Source organism: Pseudomonas sp. GM48, assembly GCF_000282335.1.
Classification (GTDB): Bacteria; Pseudomonadota; Gammaproteobacteria; order Pseudomonadales; family Pseudomonadaceae; genus Aquipseudomonas.
Map to the genome: position 1 here is coordinate 1 of NZ_AKJM01000046.1, position 15,999 is coordinate 15,999.

The 15,999-nt window shown below is 55.9% G+C and carries 13 protein-coding genes and 4 tRNA genes; all 17 read left to right on the forward strand.

The features are described 5' to 3' along the window. Positions 1-96 precede the first annotated feature (96 nt). The 17 genes from birA to rpsG all read left to right on the forward strand — a co-directional run bounded on the left by birA (position 97) and on the right by rpsG (position 15,986). Complete coding sequence (birA, locus tag PMI28_RS21030; RefSeq protein ID WP_007984397.1) at positions 97-1,056, forward strand: bifunctional biotin--[acetyl-CoA-carboxylase] ligase/biotin operon repressor BirA; 960 nt, start codon at positions 97-99, stop codon at positions 1,054-1,056. Continuing rightward, positions 1,046-1,795 (forward strand): pantothenate kinase, encoded by a 750-nt coding sequence (locus PMI28_RS21025; protein WP_007984399.1) that lies wholly within the window; start codon positions 1,046-1,048, stop codon positions 1,793-1,795. The genes birA and PMI28_RS21025 overlap by 11 nt, the downstream gene beginning before the upstream one ends. A gap of 7 nt (positions 1,796-1,802) precedes the next feature. Next, a complete protein-coding gene (locus PMI28_RS21020; RefSeq protein WP_007984401.1) occupies positions 1,803-2,240 on the forward strand; it encodes a hypothetical protein in 438 nt (145 codons plus the stop codon). A gap of 143 nt (positions 2,241-2,383) precedes the next feature. Beyond that, a tRNA-Tyr gene (locus PMI28_RS21015) sits at positions 2,384-2,468 on the forward strand. A gap of 24 nt (positions 2,469-2,492) precedes the next feature. Next, positions 2,493-2,566, forward strand: a tRNA-Gly gene (locus tag PMI28_RS21010). 26 nt (positions 2,567-2,592) lie between these two features. Next, positions 2,593-2,668, forward strand: a tRNA-Thr gene (locus tag PMI28_RS21005). Positions 2,669-2,841: 173 nt separating this feature from the next. Then, positions 2,842-2,917: transfer RNA gene (locus tag PMI28_RS21000), tRNA-Trp, on the forward strand. A gap of 45 nt (positions 2,918-2,962) precedes the next feature. Next, a complete protein-coding gene (secE, locus tag PMI28_RS20995) occupies positions 2,963-3,331 on the forward strand; it encodes a preprotein translocase subunit SecE (protein ID WP_007984402.1) in 369 nt (122 codons plus the stop codon). Between the two features lie 9 nt (positions 3,332-3,340). Then, positions 3,341-3,874, forward strand: a complete 534-nt coding sequence (gene nusG, locus PMI28_RS20990; RefSeq protein ID WP_007984405.1) for a transcription termination/antitermination protein NusG — start codon at positions 3,341-3,343, stop codon at positions 3,872-3,874. A 117-nt stretch (positions 3,875-3,991) separates the two neighbouring features. Beyond that, positions 3,992-4,423: a 50S ribosomal protein L11 gene (gene rplK, locus PMI28_RS20985; RefSeq protein ID WP_007933726.1), complete on the forward strand. Its 432-nt coding sequence runs from the start codon at positions 3,992-3,994 to the stop codon at positions 4,421-4,423. Further along, entirely contained in the window at positions 4,423-5,118 is a 696-nt protein-coding gene (gene rplA / locus PMI28_RS20980) for a 50S ribosomal protein L1 (protein ID WP_003186095.1), read from the forward strand. The genes rplK and rplA overlap by 1 nt, the downstream gene beginning before the upstream one ends. A 198-nt stretch (positions 5,119-5,316) precedes the next feature. Next, on the forward strand, positions 5,317-5,817 hold the full coding sequence (gene rplJ / locus PMI28_RS20975; RefSeq protein WP_007970413.1) for a 50S ribosomal protein L10: 501 nt from the start codon (positions 5,317-5,319) through the stop codon (positions 5,815-5,817). A 75-nt stretch (positions 5,818-5,892) separates the two neighbouring features. Then, the gene (gene rplL, locus PMI28_RS20970) at positions 5,893-6,258 is read left to right on the forward strand and encodes a 50S ribosomal protein L7/L12 (RefSeq protein ID WP_007970414.1); all 366 of its coding nucleotides are present in this window, start codon (positions 5,893-5,895) and stop codon (positions 6,256-6,258) included. 220 nt (positions 6,259-6,478) lie between these two features. Then, entirely contained in the window at positions 6,479-10,552 is a 4,074-nt protein-coding gene (gene rpoB, locus PMI28_RS20965) for a DNA-directed RNA polymerase subunit beta (protein WP_007984407.1), read from the forward strand. A 64-nt stretch (positions 10,553-10,616) separates the two neighbouring features. After that, positions 10,617-14,816, forward strand: coding sequence for a DNA-directed RNA polymerase subunit beta' (gene rpoC, locus PMI28_RS20960; protein WP_007984408.1), 4,200 nt, complete (start codon positions 10,617-10,619; stop codon positions 14,814-14,816). A 216-nt stretch (positions 14,817-15,032) separates the two neighbouring features. After that, positions 15,033-15,404, forward strand: coding sequence for a 30S ribosomal protein S12 (gene rpsL / locus PMI28_RS20955; protein ID WP_003186084.1), 372 nt, complete (start codon positions 15,033-15,035; stop codon positions 15,402-15,404). A gap of 108 nt (positions 15,405-15,512) precedes the next feature. Further along, on the forward strand, positions 15,513-15,986 hold the full coding sequence (rpsG, locus tag PMI28_RS20950) for a 30S ribosomal protein S7 (protein WP_007970418.1): 474 nt from the start codon (positions 15,513-15,515) through the stop codon (positions 15,984-15,986). The last annotated feature ends 13 nt before the right edge of the window (positions 15,987-15,999 follow it).

Here is a 15,999-nt window from a genome sequence, read left to right on the forward strand (position 1 = left end):
TTTGTTTTGCCCACAGAAAAGTCACGGTTACTGGATTTCTATGCAATAGCTCGGTGCGTGGCTATCATGCGGACCTCATTGTGAGGCGAGACCTGCATGCTGACGTTGTTAAAGCTTCTTAAAGATGGCCGATTCCATTCGGGTCAAGCATTGGGTGCCGCCCTGGGCATCAGTCGTAGTGCTGTGTGGAAGCAGCTTCAGCATTTAGAAGCTGAGTTGGGTTTGTCTATTCATAAGGTTCGTGGGCGTGGTTATCAACTGTCCGCACCATTAGCGTTGCTTGATCCTTCCGAGATAAGCGCAAAAGCGCTTTCTTGCGACTGGCCCGTTCAGGTTTACGACTCAATCGACTCCACGAACGCCGAAGCGCTGCGTGCTATAGAGCGGGGGCAAGCGGCGCCATTTCTTGTGCTTTCTGAGCGACAGACGGCCGGGCGCGGGCGACGTGGTCGCAAGTGGGTCAGTCCATTCGCAGAAAACGTCTATTACAGCCTGGTGCTACGCATTGATGGTGGGATGCGCCAGCTGGAGGGTTTGAGTCTCGTCGTTGGGCTTGCTGTTTTGCAGACGTTGCGTGAGCTCGGTATTGCGGCGGCTGGATTGAAGTGGCCCAACGATGTTCTGGTGGGTCAGAAAAAGATTGCTGGAATATTGCTCGAGTTGGTTGGTGACCCTGCTGATGTGTGTCACGTGGTTCTGGGGGTGGGAATCAATGTGAACATGCAGTCCGCTGACGAAGTGGACCAGCAGTGGACATCCATGCGGCTCGAGTCGGGCAAGTTGTTTGATCGCAATCAATTGGTCGCCATGTTGGGGGAGATGCTGCAGCGATACCTGGCTCGTCATCAGTCGGGTGGTTTTTTGGCTATCCAGTCAGAGTGGGAGCAAAATCACCTGTGGCAGGGGCGAAGTGTGTCGTTGATTGCCGGTGTCAATCAAATAGATGGTGAGGTGCTTGGTATTGATGGCCAGGGCGCCTTGCGCCTGAAGGTGGATGGTGTGGAGAAAGTCTTCAGTGGTGGTGAGTTGAGCCTGAGGTTGCGTGATGATTCTTGAGCTCGATTGTGGGAATAGTTTCATCAAGTGGCGCGTGCTTGCCGTTAATGCTGGGCAGGTGCTTGGTGAGGGGGTCGTCGATTCCAATCTCGCATTGCTTGAGGGGTTGGGGGAGCTCAAAGGGCTTGCCCTTACGTTTTGCCGGCTGGTGAGCGTCAGGACTGCGGAGGAGACCGCTGCGCTGACGTCTTTGCTCAGGGATGCCTTTGATGTGCCGGTTGTGTGCGCAACGCCAGCGCGCGAAATGTCAGGCGTGCGCAATGGGTATGAGGAATTTGAGCGGCTGGGTCTGGATCGGTGGCTTGCAATGCTTGGAGGCTTTCATTTGGCTTCAGGTGCGTGCCTGGTGCTCGACTTCGGTACGGCTGTGACTGCTGACTTTATCGCAGCGGATGGTGAGCACTTGGGTGGTTTCATCTGTCCGGGGATGCCGTTGATGCGAAACCAGTTGCGCACCCACACTCGCAAAATTCGTTATGGGGACCTTGCGGCTGAGCAGGCTCTGGAGAGTCTTGTTCCAGGTCGTGCGACTGTAGAGGCTGTAGAGCGTGGTTGTTTGTTGATGCTGCGCGGCTTCGTACTGACTCAGCTTGAATTGGCGCACAGCTACTGGGGTGAGGACTTTGTCGTATTCCTCACCGGGGGGGATGCGAGCCTGGTTTCTGAGGTCGTGCCTCAGGCCAGGGTTGTTCCGGACTTGGTGTTTGTCGGATTGGCCATGGCCTGTCCCTTGTCCTGAGGTTTTTATGCGTTGGTTGTTCCTGCTGCTGCTTGTCCTCAATGGGTTTTACTACATTTGGCATCAACAAGAGGCTCCTCTGCGCGCGAAGGATGTCACGCCTTTGAGTCTGTATCGTGGGTCTCAACAAGATATCCGCTTGCTGAGCGAGGCAAGTGACGTGTCCAAAGAGAAGGGTAAGGCTGTCTCGACAGACAATGGCTGCCTTTATCTGGGGGGGTATACGCGCCAGGAGGCCGCGCAGGCGGTTGAGCGGCGGTTGAGCGGGATGGAGGTCAAGTATCAATCCCTGCCCAGGGGCTCGGAAAGCGCAGGGTATTGGGTGCGTATTGCCCCGGAAAGCCGGCGTTGGCTGGACGATCTGCAGCTGCAAAACCTTTCTAAAGAATTCAATGAGTTAAAACATAAAATAATGCCGTGCGAGGGGGTTGCACCCACCGAATAGTTTGCATAGAATGGCGCCCGCTCCACAGCGAACACCGGAAACGGTTAACGAAGTGAAGCGAGGTCAACGCAGCTAAGCTCAGGTTTTTAATGAGAAAAATGCTTGACAGAAGGCTGGCATGATGTAGAATGCCGGCTCGCTTAGGAGGGGTTCCCGAGCGGCCAAAGGGATCAGACTGTAAATCTGACGTCTACGACTTCGAAGGTTCGAATCCTTCCCCCTCCACCATTTTTAGCGAGAGCTGTAAGCCTCGCGGGTATAGTTTAGTGGTAGAACCTCAGCCTTCCAAGCTGATGATGCGGGTTCGATTCCCGCTACCCGCTCCAAGTTTACAGGTTTTGCACAGTGTTACGCTCTTGTAGCTCAGTTGGTAGAGCACACCCTTGGTAAGGGTGAGGTCAGCGGTTCAAATCCGCTCAAGAGCTCCATATAACAAGGCAGATATGAAAATATCTGCCTTTGTTTTAGGTGGTTGTGGTTGCGCCTCGTTGTGTTTTCGGGGTTGCCGGTATCGCAGATGCTGGTGTTGCAGTCGGGATTGCCTGGTAGGTGTTGTAAAGTCTTTTTCGGGTCGGCATAATGGTCGGCCTGATTTTGTTTTAGGTCAGTAGCTCAATTGGCAGAGCGACGGTCTCCAAAACCGTAGGTTGGGGGTTCGATTCCCTCCTGACCTGCCAGATTCACTCGGTGTGTCTGGCTTTCTTTTCACAGGATCTTCATAGATGACTCCTAAAGCTGAAGCTCAGGGCTCTCGTTTCGACCTCCTCAAGTGGCTTGTAGTAGTCGCTCTGGTGGTTGTTGGCGTTGTTGGCAATCAGTACTTTTCTGCTTCGCCGATCCTGTACCGCGTACTCGCATTGCTTGCTATTGCTGCTGTAGCTGCCTTTGTAGGCCTGCAGACGGTCAAGGGCAAGTCTTTCTTTGTACTGGTTAAGGAAGCTCGCACCGAAATTCGTAAAGTCGTTTGGCCAACTCGCCAAGAAACCACGCAGACCACGTTGATCGTTGTGGCTGTTGTCCTGGTTATGGCGTTGCTGTTGTGGGGGCTTGATTCCCTGCTCGGCTGGCTTGTTTCCTTGATTGTCGGCTAAGGGTGTCCCGTGGCTAAGCGTTGGTATGTTGTGCATGCTTACTCCGGTTACGAGAAGCATGTAATGCGCTCGCTGATCGAGCGCGTAAAGCTGGCCGGTATGGAAGACGGCTTCGGCGAGATTCTGGTTCCCACTGAAGAAGTGGTTGAAATGCGCAATGGCCAGAAGCGCAAAAGCGAACGCAAATTCTTCCCTGGCTACGTGCTGGTACAGATGGATATGAACGAGGGTACTTGGCACTTGGTCAAGGATACTCCTCGGGTGATGGGTTTCATCGGCGGTACCGCCGACAAGCCTGCACCGATCACCGATAAGGAAGCAGAAGCGATTCTGCGCCGCGTTGCTGACGGTAGCGACAAGCCGAAGCCGAAGACGTTGTTCGAGCCGGGTGAGTCGGTGCGTGTCAATGACGGTCCATTCGCGGACTTTACCGGTGTTGTTGAAGAAGTTAACTACGAAAAGAGCCGGATTCAGGTCGCAGTGCTCATTTTCGGTCGCTCTACTCCGGTGGAGCTCGAGTTCAGCCAGGTCGAAAAGGTCTAGCTGAGCAAAAATCCCAACCCCGCAGCCGTAGGCTGTGGGGTTTTGTCGTCACTGGGATAAACGCGCAAGTAACCGGGGAGCCTCTCGAGGCGTTCGAACCCGTAATTGGAGTGCCTCATGGCCAAGAAGATTACCGCTTACATCAAGCTGCAAGTGAAGGCCGCTCAGGCTAACCCAAGCCCACCTGTTGGTCCTGCTCTGGGTCAGCACGGCGTGAACATCATGGAATTCTGCAAGGCTTTCAACGCCCGTACTCAGGGTCTTGAGCCAGGTCTGCCGACTCCAGTGATCATCACTGTCTACAGCGACCGTAGCTTCACTTTCGAAACCAAATCCACCCCTGCTTCGGTTCTGCTGAAGAAGGCGGCCGGTCTGACCAGCGGTTCCGCTCGTCCGAACACCGTTAAGGTTGGCACCGTAACTCGTGCTCAGCTGGAAGAAATCGCGAAAACCAAAAACGCGGATCTGACTGCAGCTGATATGGAAGCAGCCGTGCGTACTATCGCCGGTTCTGCTCGTAGCATGGGCCTTAACGTGGAGGGTGTGTAATGGCTAAGCTGACCAAGCGTCAAAAGGCTATCGCCGGCAAAATCGAAGCAGGCAAGGCCTACAACTTTGTAGACGCCGCTGCTCTGCTGGCCGAGCTGTCGACTGTCAAGTTCAGCGAGTCGTTCGACGTAGCTGTAAACCTGGGTGTTGACCCGCGTAAATCCGACCAGGTCGTTCGTAGCGCTACTGTGCTGCCACACGGCACTGGCAAGACCGTTCGCGTTGCTGTGTTCACCCAGGGTCCTGCTGCTGAAGCCGCTCTGGCTGCCGGCGCTGACCGTGTAGGCATGGACGACCTGGCTGCCGAAATGAAAGGCGGCGACCTGAACTATGACGTCGTGATCGCATCCCCGGATGCCATGCGCGTTGTGGGTCAGTTGGGTCAGATCCTCGGTCCACGTGGTCTGATGCCTAACCCTAAAGTCGGCACCGTGACTCCAGACGTAGCTACCGCGGTTAAAAACGCCAAGGCTGGTCAGGTTCGTTATCGCACCGACAAAAACGGCATCATCCACACTTCCGTTGGCAAGATCGGCTTCGACGCCGTCAAGCTGAAGGAAAACGTTGAAGCCCTGATCGCTGATCTGAAGCGTATCAAGCCAGCTTCCTCGAAAGGCATTTACGTCAAGCGCGTTACCCTGAGCACCACTATGGGCCCAGGTCTGGTCATCGACCAAAGCTCGCTCGACGCGTAAGACAAAGATTGGCGCAAGCGATTGCGCCAATTGAAAAATTGGGGTCCCTGCCTGGCGGGGGCTATCCAAGACCGTAGGCGACGCAAGTCTTAAACCACAAGCCTACGCAGATGGTGCTCCCGGTTCCTTACCGAATCAGACACCAAAACGACATCCGGTTTCGACCAGATGAAACGGTAACAAGCAGGAGTTAAACCCGTGGCAATTAAACTCGAAGACAAGAAGGCCATCGTCGCTGAAGTCAACGAGGCTGCCAAAGTCGCTCTGTCCGCTGTCGTGGCTGATGCCCGTGGCGTAACAGTAGGCGCGATGACCGGACTCCGTAAAGAGGCTCGTGAAGCTGGCGTTTACGTACGTGTTGTACGTAACACCCTGCTCAAGCGCGCTGTTGCTGACACTGAATTCAGTGTTCTCAACGACGTGTTCACCGGCCCTACCCTGATTGCGTTCTCCAAAGAACATCCAGGCGCTGCTGCCCGGATCTTCAAGGAATTCGCAAAGGGTCAGGACAAGTTCGAGATCAAGGCAGCTGCGTTCGAGGGCAAGTTCCTCGCAGCTAACCAAATCGACGTACTGGCAACTCTGCCGACCCGTGACGAAGCAATTTCTCAGCTGATGAGCGTGATTCAAGGCGCTACCAGCAAATTGGCTCGTACTCTGGCGGCAATTCGCGACCAGAAAGAAGCTGCTGCAGCCTAAGGCTCGTCAACTTCTCGCGTTTTTTGTTTTTTTCGATGGTCGCGTAGGCCGTCCCCAATATCAGGAATTAGATTCATGTCTATCTCTCAGAACGATATCCTTGAAGCCGTTGGCAACATGTCCGTAATGGAAGTTGTTGAACTGATCAAAGCTTTCGAAGAAAAATTCGGCGTTACCGCTGCTGCTGCATCGGCTGGTCCAGCTGTTGCTGCTGCCGTTGCTGAAGAGCAAACCGAATTCAACGTCATGCTGACCGAAGCTGGCGAGAAGAAAGTTAACGTGATCAAGGCTGTACGTGAACTGACCGGTCTGGGCCTGAAAGAAGCCAAGGCTGTAGTTGACGGCGCACCTGCCATGGTTCTGGAAGCTGTTGCCAAAGACGCAGCTGACAAAGCCAAAGCAGCTCTGGAAGAAGCAGGCGCTAAAGTCGAGCTGAAGTAAGCATCGACTTTGCTCCTCCAGCCCGAGCGTTAAGCGACAGGCTGATGGCTGGTGGCTCTTGCCACCGGCCTTTTTCCGTTATTGGCAGCCGACTGGGTCGGTGCCGATAACGTGCTGTAACCACCCGATGCGGTGGCGCAAACCATGGGGTTTGCACGATTTTCTGGCTGCTCCCGTCGGGAGGGGCCAAACAAGCAGGTGACCAAGCTGGGGAACGCTGATGGCTTACTCATATACTGAGAAAAAACGTATCCGCAAGGACTTTAGCAAGTTGCCGGACGTCATGGATGTGCCGTACCTCCTGGCCATCCAGCTGGATTCGTATCGTGAATTCTTGCAAGCGGGAGCGACTAAAGATCAGTTCCGCGACGTGGGCCTGCATGCGGCCTTCAAATCCGTTTTCCCGATCATCAGCTACTCCGGCAATGCTGCGCTGGAGTACGTCGGTTATCGCCTGGGCGAACCGGCATTTGATGTCAAAGAATGCGTATTGCGCGGTGTAACTTACGCCGTACCTTTGCGGGTAAAAGTGCGCCTGATCATTTTCGACAAAGAGTCGTCGAACAAAGCGATCAAGGACATCAAAGAGCAAGAAGTCTACATGGGTGAAATCCCCCTGATGACTGAAAACGGTACCTTCGTAATCAACGGTACCGAGCGTGTAATCGTTTCCCAGCTGCACCGTTCCCCGGGCGTGTTCTTCGACCACGACCGTGGCAAGACGCACAGCTCCGGTAAACTGCTGTACTCCGCGCGCATCATCCCTTACCGCGGTTCGTGGCTGGACTTCGAGTTCGACCCGAAAGACTGCGTATTCGTGCGTATCGACCGTCGTCGCAAGCTGCCTGCATCGGTACTGCTGCGCGCGCTGGGCTATACCACCGAAGAAGTGCTGGACGCGTTCTACACCACCAACGTATTCCACGTGAAGGGCGAGACCCTGAGCCTGGAGCTGGTGCCTCAGCGCCTGCGCGGTGAAATCGCTGTCCTCGATATTCAGGATGACAAAGGCAAGGTTATTGTCGAGCAAGGTCGTCGTATCACCGCTCGCCACATCAACCAGCTGGAAAAAGCCGGGATCAAAGAGCTGGATGTGCCTCTGGACTACGTCCTGGGTCGTACAACCGCCAAGGTCATCGTGCATCCGGCAACCGGCGAAATCCTGGCAGAGTGCAACACCGAGCTGAACACCGAGATCCTGGCCAAAATCGCCAAGGCTCAGGTTGTTCGCATCGAAACTCTGTACACCAACGATATCGACTGCGGTCCGTTCGTCTCCGACACTCTGAAGATCGACTCGACCAGCAACCAATTGGAAGCACTGGTCGAGATCTATCGCATGATGCGTCCAGGCGAGCCGCCAACCAAAGACGCTGCCGAGACTCTGTTCAACAACCTGTTCTTCAGCCCTGAGCGCTATGACCTGTCTGCGGTCGGCCGGATGAAGTTCAACCGTCGTATCGGTCGTACCGAGATCGAAGGTTCGGGCGTGTTGTGCAAGGAAGACATCGTCGCGGTATTGAAGACTCTGGTCGACATCCGTAACGGTAAAGGCATCGTCGATGACATCGACCACCTGGGTAACCGTCGTGTTCGCTGCGTAGGCGAAATGGCCGAGAACCAGTTCCGCGTTGGCCTGGTACGTGTTGAGCGTGCGGTCAAAGAGCGTCTGTCGATGGCTGAAAGCGAAGGCCTGATGCCGCAAGACCTGATCAACGCCAAGCCAGTGGCTGCGGCGGTGAAAGAGTTCTTCGGTTCCAGCCAGCTGTCCCAGTTCATGGACCAGAACAACCCGCTGTCTGAGATCACCCACAAGCGTCGTGTCTCTGCACTCGGCCCTGGCGGTCTGACTCGTGAGCGTGCCGGCTTTGAAGTTCGTGACGTACACCCGACGCACTACGGTCGTGTTTGCCCGATCGAAACGCCGGAAGGTCCGAACATCGGTCTGATCAACTCCCTGGCTGCCTATGCGCGCACCAACCAGTACGGCTTCCTCGAGAGCCCGTACCGCGTGGTGAAAGACGCTCTGGTCACCGACGAGATCGTGTTCCTGTCCGCCATCGAAGAAGCCGATCACGTGATCGCTCAGGCTTCGGCCACGATGAACGACAAGAAAGTCCTGATCGACGAGCTGGTAGCTGTTCGTCACTTGAACGAATTCACCGTCAAGGCGCCGGAAGACGTCACCTTGATGGACGTTTCGCCGAAGCAGGTAGTTTCGGTTGCTGCGTCGCTGATTCCGTTCCTCGAGCACGACGACGCCAACCGTGCGTTGATGGGTTCGAACATGCAGCGTCAAGCTGTACCGACCCTGCGTGCTGACAAGCCGCTGGTAGGTACCGGCATGGAGCGTAACGTAGCCCGTGACTCCGGCGTTTGCGTCGTGGCTCGTCGTGGCGGCGTGATCGACTCCGTCGACGCCAGCCGTATCGTGGTTCGTGTTGCCGATGACGAAGTTGAAACCGGTGAAGCCGGTGTCGACATCTACAACCTGACCAAGTACACCCGCTCCAACCAGAACACCTGCATCAACCAGCGTCCGCTGGTGCGTAAGGGTGATCGGGTTCAGCGTAGCGACATCATGGCCGACGGCCCGTCCACCGACATGGGTGAACTGGCTCTGGGTCAGAACATGCGCATCGCGTTCATGGCATGGAACGGCTTCAACTTCGAAGACTCCATCTGCCTGTCCGAGCGTGTGGTTCAGGAAGACCGTTTCACCACGATCCACATTCAGGAACTGACCTGTGTGGCCCGTGACACCAAGCTTGGCCCAGAGGAAATCACTGCGGACATCCCGAACGTGGGTGAAGCTGCACTGAACAAGCTGGACGAAGCCGGTATCGTTTACGTAGGTGCTGAAGTTGGCGCAGGCGACATCCTGGTCGGTAAGGTCACTCCGAAAGGCGAGACTCAACTGACTCCGGAAGAAAAACTGCTGCGTGCGATCTTCGGTGAAAAAGCCAGCGACGTTAAAGACACCTCCCTGCGTGTACCAACCGGTACCAAAGGTACTGTCATCGACGTACAGGTCTTCACCCGCGACGGCGTTGAGCGTGATGCTCGTGCCCTGTCGATCGAGAAGTCCCAGCTGGACGAGATCCGCAAGGACCTGAACGAAGAGTTCCGTATCGTTGAAGGTGCTACTTTCGAACGTCTGCGCTCCGCTCTGGTCGGCCACAAAGCCGAAGGCGGCGCCGGTCTGAAGAAAGGCCAGGACATCACCGACGAAGTTCTCGACGGTCTTGAGCACGGCCAGTGGTTCAAGCTGCGCATGGCTGAAGATGCTCTGAACGAGCAGCTCGAGAAGGCTCAGGCCTACATCGTTGATCGTCGCCGTCTGCTGGACGACAAGTTCGAAGACAAGAAGCGCAAACTGCAGCAGGGCGATGACCTGGCTCCAGGCGTGCTGAAAATCGTCAAGGTTTACCTGGCAATCCGTCGTCGCATCCAGCCGGGCGACAAGATGGCCGGTCGTCACGGTAACAAGGGTGTGGTCTCCGTGATCATGCCGGTTGAAGACATGCCGCACGATGCCAATGGCACCCCGGTCGACGTCGTCCTCAACCCGCTGGGCGTACCTTCGCGTATGAACGTCGGTCAGATCCTTGAAACCCACCTGGGCCTCGCGGCCAAAGGTCTGGGTGAGAAGATCAACCGCATGGTTGAAGAGCAGCGCAAGGTTGCCGAGCTGCGTAAATTCCTGCACGAGATCTATAACGAGATCGGCGGTCGTCAGGAAAGCCTCGATGACTTCTCGGACCAGGAAATCCTGGACCTGGCTCAAAACCTGCGTGGCGGCGTTCCAATGGCCACTCCAGTGTTCGACGGCGCCAAGGAAAGCGAAATCAAGGCCATGCTGAAACTGGCAGACCTGCCAGAAAGCGGCCAGATGCAGCTGACCGACGGCCGTACCGGCAACAAGTTCGAGCGTCCGGTTACCGTTGGCTACATGTACATGCTGAAGCTGAACCACTTGGTAGACGACAAGATGCACGCGCGTTCTACCGGTTCGTACAGCCTGGTTACCCAGCAGCCGCTGGGTGGTAAGGCGCAGTTCGGTGGTCAGCGTTTCGGGGAGATGGAGGTCTGGGCACTGGAAGCATACGGTGCCGCTTACACTCTGCAAGAAATGCTCACAGTGAAGTCGGACGATGTGAACGGCCGTACCAAGATGTACAAAAACATCGTGGATGGCGATCACCGTATGGAGCCGGGCATGCCCGAGTCCTTCAACGTGTTGATCAAGGAAATTCGTTCCCTCGGCATCGATATCGATCTGGAAACCGAATAACACGTGACGCGAATCGAGAGCGGGGCAGGATTGCCCGCTCTCTGCTCCGCCAGGAGGAAAGGCCTTGAAAGACCTACTGAATTTGCTGAAAAACCAGGGTCAAGTCGAAGAGTTCGACGCCATCCGTATCGGATTGGCATCGCCTGAGATGATCCGTTCGTGGTCGTTCGGTGAAGTTAAAAAGCCGGAAACCATCAACTACCGTACGTTCAAACCTGAACGTGACGGCCTGTTCTGCGCCAAGATCTTTGGCCCGGTAAAGGATTACGAGTGCCTGTGCGGTAAGTACAAGCGCTTGAAGCATCGTGGTGTGATCTGCGAGAAGTGCGGCGTTGAAGTCGCGCTGGCAAAAGTTCGTCGTGAGCGCATGGCGCACATCGAACTGGCCTCGCCGGTTGCTCACATCTGGTTCCTGAAATCGCTGCCGTCCCGTATCGGCTTGCTGATGGACATGACCCTGCGTGATATCGAGCGCGTTCTCTACTTCGAGAGCTACGTCGTTATCGACCCAGGCATGACCACCCTTGAAAAAGGTCAGCTGCTGAACGACGAGCAGTACTTCGAAGCGCTGGAAGAGTTCGGCGACGATTTCGATGCCCGCATGGGTGCCGAAGCTGTCCGCGAGCTGCTGCACGCTATCGACCTGGAACACGAGATTGGCCGTCTGCGTGAAGAGATTCCGCAAACCAACTCCGAAACCAAAATCAAGAAGCTGTCCAAGCGTCTGAAGTTGATGGAAGCCTTCCAGGGTTCCGGCAACCTGCCAGAGTGGATGGTGCTGACCGTTCTGCCGGTTCTGCCGCCAGATCTGCGTCCACTGGTCCCGCTGGATGGCGGTCGCTTCGCGACTTCCGACCTCAACGATCTGTATCGTCGAGTGATCAACCGTAACAACCGTTTGAAGCGCCTGCTGGATCTGTCCGCTCCGGACATCATCGTGCGCAACGAAAAGCGTATGTTGCAGGAAGCCGTCGATGCACTGCTCGACAACGGTCGTCGTGGCCGCGCTATCACCGGTTCGAACAAGCGTCCTCTGAAATCCCTGGCTGACATGATCAAGGGTAAGCAAGGTCGTTTCCGTCAGAACTTGCTCGGTAAGCGTGTTGACTACTCCGGTCGTTCGGTAATTACCGTAGGTCCGACCCTGCGTCTGCACCAGTGCGGTCTGCCGAAGAAGATGGCTCTCGAGCTGTTCAAACCGTTCATTTTCGGCAAGCTGGAAATGCGTGGTCTTGCGACCACCATCAAAGCTGCCAAGAAGATGGTCGAGCGTGAGCTGCCAGAGGTTTGGGACGTTCTCGCTGAAGTGATTCGCGAACACCCGGTTCTTCTCAACCGTGCACCGACTCTTCACCGTCTGGGCATCCAGGCGTTTGAACCGGTACTGATCGAAGGTAAGGCTATCCAGCTGCACCCGCTGGTCTGCGCCGCGTACAACGCCGACTTCGACGGCGACCAAATGGCCGTGCACGTACCGCTGACGCTGGAAGCCCAGCTGGAAGCGCGTGCGTTGATGATGTCGACCAACAACATTCTGTCGCCAGCCAACGGTGAGCCAATCATCGTTCCGTCGCAGGACGTTGTATTGGGTCTGTACTACATGACGCGTGAAGCGATCAACGCCAAGGGCGAAGGTCGTGTGTTCGCGGATCTGCAGGAAGTTGACCGTGTGTTCCGTGCCGGCGAAGCCGCACTGCACGCCAAGGTCAAAGTGCGGATCAACGAAACCGTCAACGACCGTGACGGCGGCAGCGTGACCAACACTCGTATCGTCGACACCACTGTCGGCCGTGCGCTGTTGTTCCAGGTTGTGCCAAAAGGTCTGTCGTACGACGTCGTCAACCTGCCGATGAAGAAAAAGGCGATCTCCAAGCTGATCAACCAGTGCTACCGCGTGGTTGGTTTGAAAGAGACCGTGATCTTCGCTGACCAGTTGATGTACACCGGTTTTGCCTACTCGACCATTTCCGGCGTTTCCATCGGTGTTAACGACTTCGTTATCCCGGATGAAAAAGCCCGCATCATCGGTGCAGCCACCGACGAAGTGAAAGAGATCGAGAGCCAGTACGCCTCCGGCCTGGTAACCCAGGGCGAGAAGTACAACAAAGTGATCGACCTTTGGTCCAAGGCGAACGACGAAGTTTCCAAGGCGATGATGGCCAACCTCTCGAAAGAGAAAGTCATCGACCGTCATGGCGTCGAAGTCGACCAGGAATCCTTCAACTCGATGTACATGATGGCCGACTCGGGTGCGCGGGGTTCCGCAGCACAGATTCGTCAGCTGGCCGGTATGCGTGGCCTGATGGCCAAGCCGGACGGTTCCATCATTGAAACGCCGATTACTGCGAACTTCCGTGAAGGTTTGAGCGTACTTCAGTACTTCATCTCCACTCACGGTGCTCGTAAAGGTCTGGCGGATACCGCGTTGAAAACTGCGAACTCCGGTTACCTGACTCGTCGTCTGGTAGACGTGGCGCAGGATCTGGTCGTAACCGAGATCGATTGCGGCACCGAACACGGTCTGCTGATGACTCCGCACATTGAAGGCGGTGACGTTGTAGAGCCGTTGGGTGAGCGCGTATTGGGTCGTGTTATTGCCCGTGACGTATTCAAGCCGGGTACCGAGGACGTCATCGTTCCTGCCGGCACCCTGGTAGACGAGAAGTGGGTCGAGTTCATCGAGCTGAACAGCATCGACGAAGTGATCGTGCGTTCGCCGATCAGCTGCGAAACCCGCTACGGCATTTGCGCCAAGTGCTACGGCCGTGATCTGGCTCGTGGTCACCAGGTGAACATCGGTGAAGCGGTCGGCGTTATCGCTGCCCAGTCCATCGGTGAGCCGGGTACCCAGCTGACGATGCGTACGTTCCACATCGGTGGTGCGGCAAGCCGGACCTCCGCAGCCGACAGCGTTCAGGTGAAGAATGGCGGTACCGTCCGTCTGCATAACCTGAAGCACGTTGAGCGAGTGGATGGTCACCTGGTGGCTGTATCCCGTTCCGGTGAGCTGGCCATCGCTGATGACTTCGGTCGTGAGCGTGAGCGTTACAAGCTGCCGTACGGTGCTGTGATTTCGGTTAAAGAAGGTGACAAGGTCGACGCTGGCGCAATCGTGGCCAAGTGGGATCCGCACACTCACCCGATCGTTACCGAAATGAAAGGTACCGTGACCTACGTGGGCATGGAAGAAGGCATCACGATCAAGCGTCAGACTGACGAATTGACCGGTATGACCAACATTGAAGTACTCGACGCCAAAGATCGTCCAGCTGCCGGTAAGGACATCCGTCCTGCCGTGAAGATGGTCGACGACAACGGCAAGGATCTGTTGCTGCCAGGCACTGACGTTATCGCTCAGTACTTCCTGCCAGCCAACGCCCTGGTCGGTGTAGCGGACGGTGCGAAGATTGCGATCGGTGATGTTATCGCTCGTATTCCGCAAGAAACTTCGAAGACCCGTGACATCACCGGTGGTCTGCCGCGTGTTGCCGACTTGTTCGAAGCCCGTCGTCCGAAAGAAGCGTCGATTCTGGCTGAAGTCAGCGGCACCATCGCGTTCGGTAAAGAGACCAAGGGCAAGCGCCGTCTGGTTATCACCCCGAACGACGGTAGCGATCCGTACGAAGAGCTGATTCCGAAGTGGCGTCACCTGAACGTGTTCGAAGGCGAACAGGTAAACCGCGGCGAAGTTATCTCCGACGGTCCTAGCGATCCACACGACATCCTGCGTCTGCTGGGTGTGAGTGCGCTGGCCAAGTACATTGTTAACGAGATCCAGGACGTTTACCGTCTGCAAGGCGTGAAGATCAACGACAAGCACATCGAGACCATCCTGCGTCAGATGCTGCGTAAAGTTGAAATCGCTGAATCCGGCGATTCCAGTTTCATCAAGGGCGACCAGATGGAATTGACTCACGTTCTGGTAGAGAACGAGCGTCTGAGCGGCGAAGACAAGTTTGTCTCCAAGTTCACTCGCGTTCTGCTGGGTATCACCAAGGCGTCGTTGTCCACCGAATCGTTCATCTCGGCGGCTTCCTTCCAGGAAACCACTCGCGTACTGACCGAAGCGGCGGTAACCGGCAAGCGCGATTACCTGCGCGGCCTGAAAGAAAACGTGGTCGTGGGTCGTCTGATCCCGGCCGGTACCGGTCTGGCTTATCACAGCGAGCGTAAGCGCCGCCGTGATGCAGACAAACCGTTGCGCGTAAGCGCCAGTGAAGTGGAAGCTGCACTGACCGAAGCGCTGAACTCGAGCGGTAACTGAGTTCTGCGGTAAATGAGTGTGAGGCCCTGGTCGCTCCGTTCATCGAATCGAGACAATTTGTCGAGATTGGATGAGCGGGGAGGGCGGGGCCTTGCCTTGACTGGGGACAAGATCCTCTTTAGACTCTTGTACCCCTAAATTTGGCGGGAACTCGTTCCTGCCATTTTGCTTTTCTTGCAAGACAATAGCGTCGCAAGACAACAGTGGAGCTAGTAGATGGCAACTATCAACCAGCTGGTACGTCAGCCGCGTAAGCGTATCGTCGAGAAATCCGACGTGCCTGCGCTGCAGAACTGCCCGCAACGCCGTGGCGTGTGCACCCGTGTGTACACCACCACGCCGAAAAAACCTAACTCGGCACTGCGTAAAGTATGCCGTGTGCGCCTGACCAACGGTTTCGAGGTTTCCTCGTACATCGGTGGTGAAGGTCACAACCTGCAAGAGCACAGCGTGGTACTGATCCGCGGCGGTCGTGTAAAAGACTTGCCAGGTGTTCGTTACCACACCGTTCGCGGTTCGTTGGATACTTCCGGTGTTAAAGGTCGTAACCAGGGTCGTTCGAAGTACGGTACCAAGCGTCCGAAGTAATCGGCCGTTTTGCAGTTTTTCATTTTATTGAGTCGATAAGAGTAAGGTCGGGCACGTATCCACAGGATCTGTCCCGGGCTAACCTGAAGACCGTTTGAGGGCTTATCAATGCCAAGACGTCGCGTAGCAGCCAAGCGTGAGATTCTGGACGATCCGAAATACGGAAGCCAAATCCTCGCCAAATTCATGAACCACGTAATGGAAAGCGGCAAGAAAGCCGTTGCCGAGCGTATCGTTTATGGTGCCCTGGATACCGTGAAGGCTCGTAAGGCCGGCACCGATCCCCTGGAACTCTTCGAAAAAGCACTCGACGCCATCGCTCCGCTGGTCGAAGTGAAGTCGCGCCGCGTTGGTGGTGCTACTTACCAGGTTCCGGTCGAAGTTCGTCCTTCCCGTCGTAACGCTCTGGCAATGCGCTGGCTGGTAGACTTCGCCCGTAAGCGTGGCGAGAAGTCTATGGCTCTGCGTTTGGCTGGCGAACTGTTGGACGCCGCCGAAGGCAAAGGTGCTGCAGTTAAGAAGCGTGAAGACGTGCACCGTATGGCTGAAGCCAACAAGGCTTTCTCGCACTACCGCTTCTAATTCTAGCGTCACT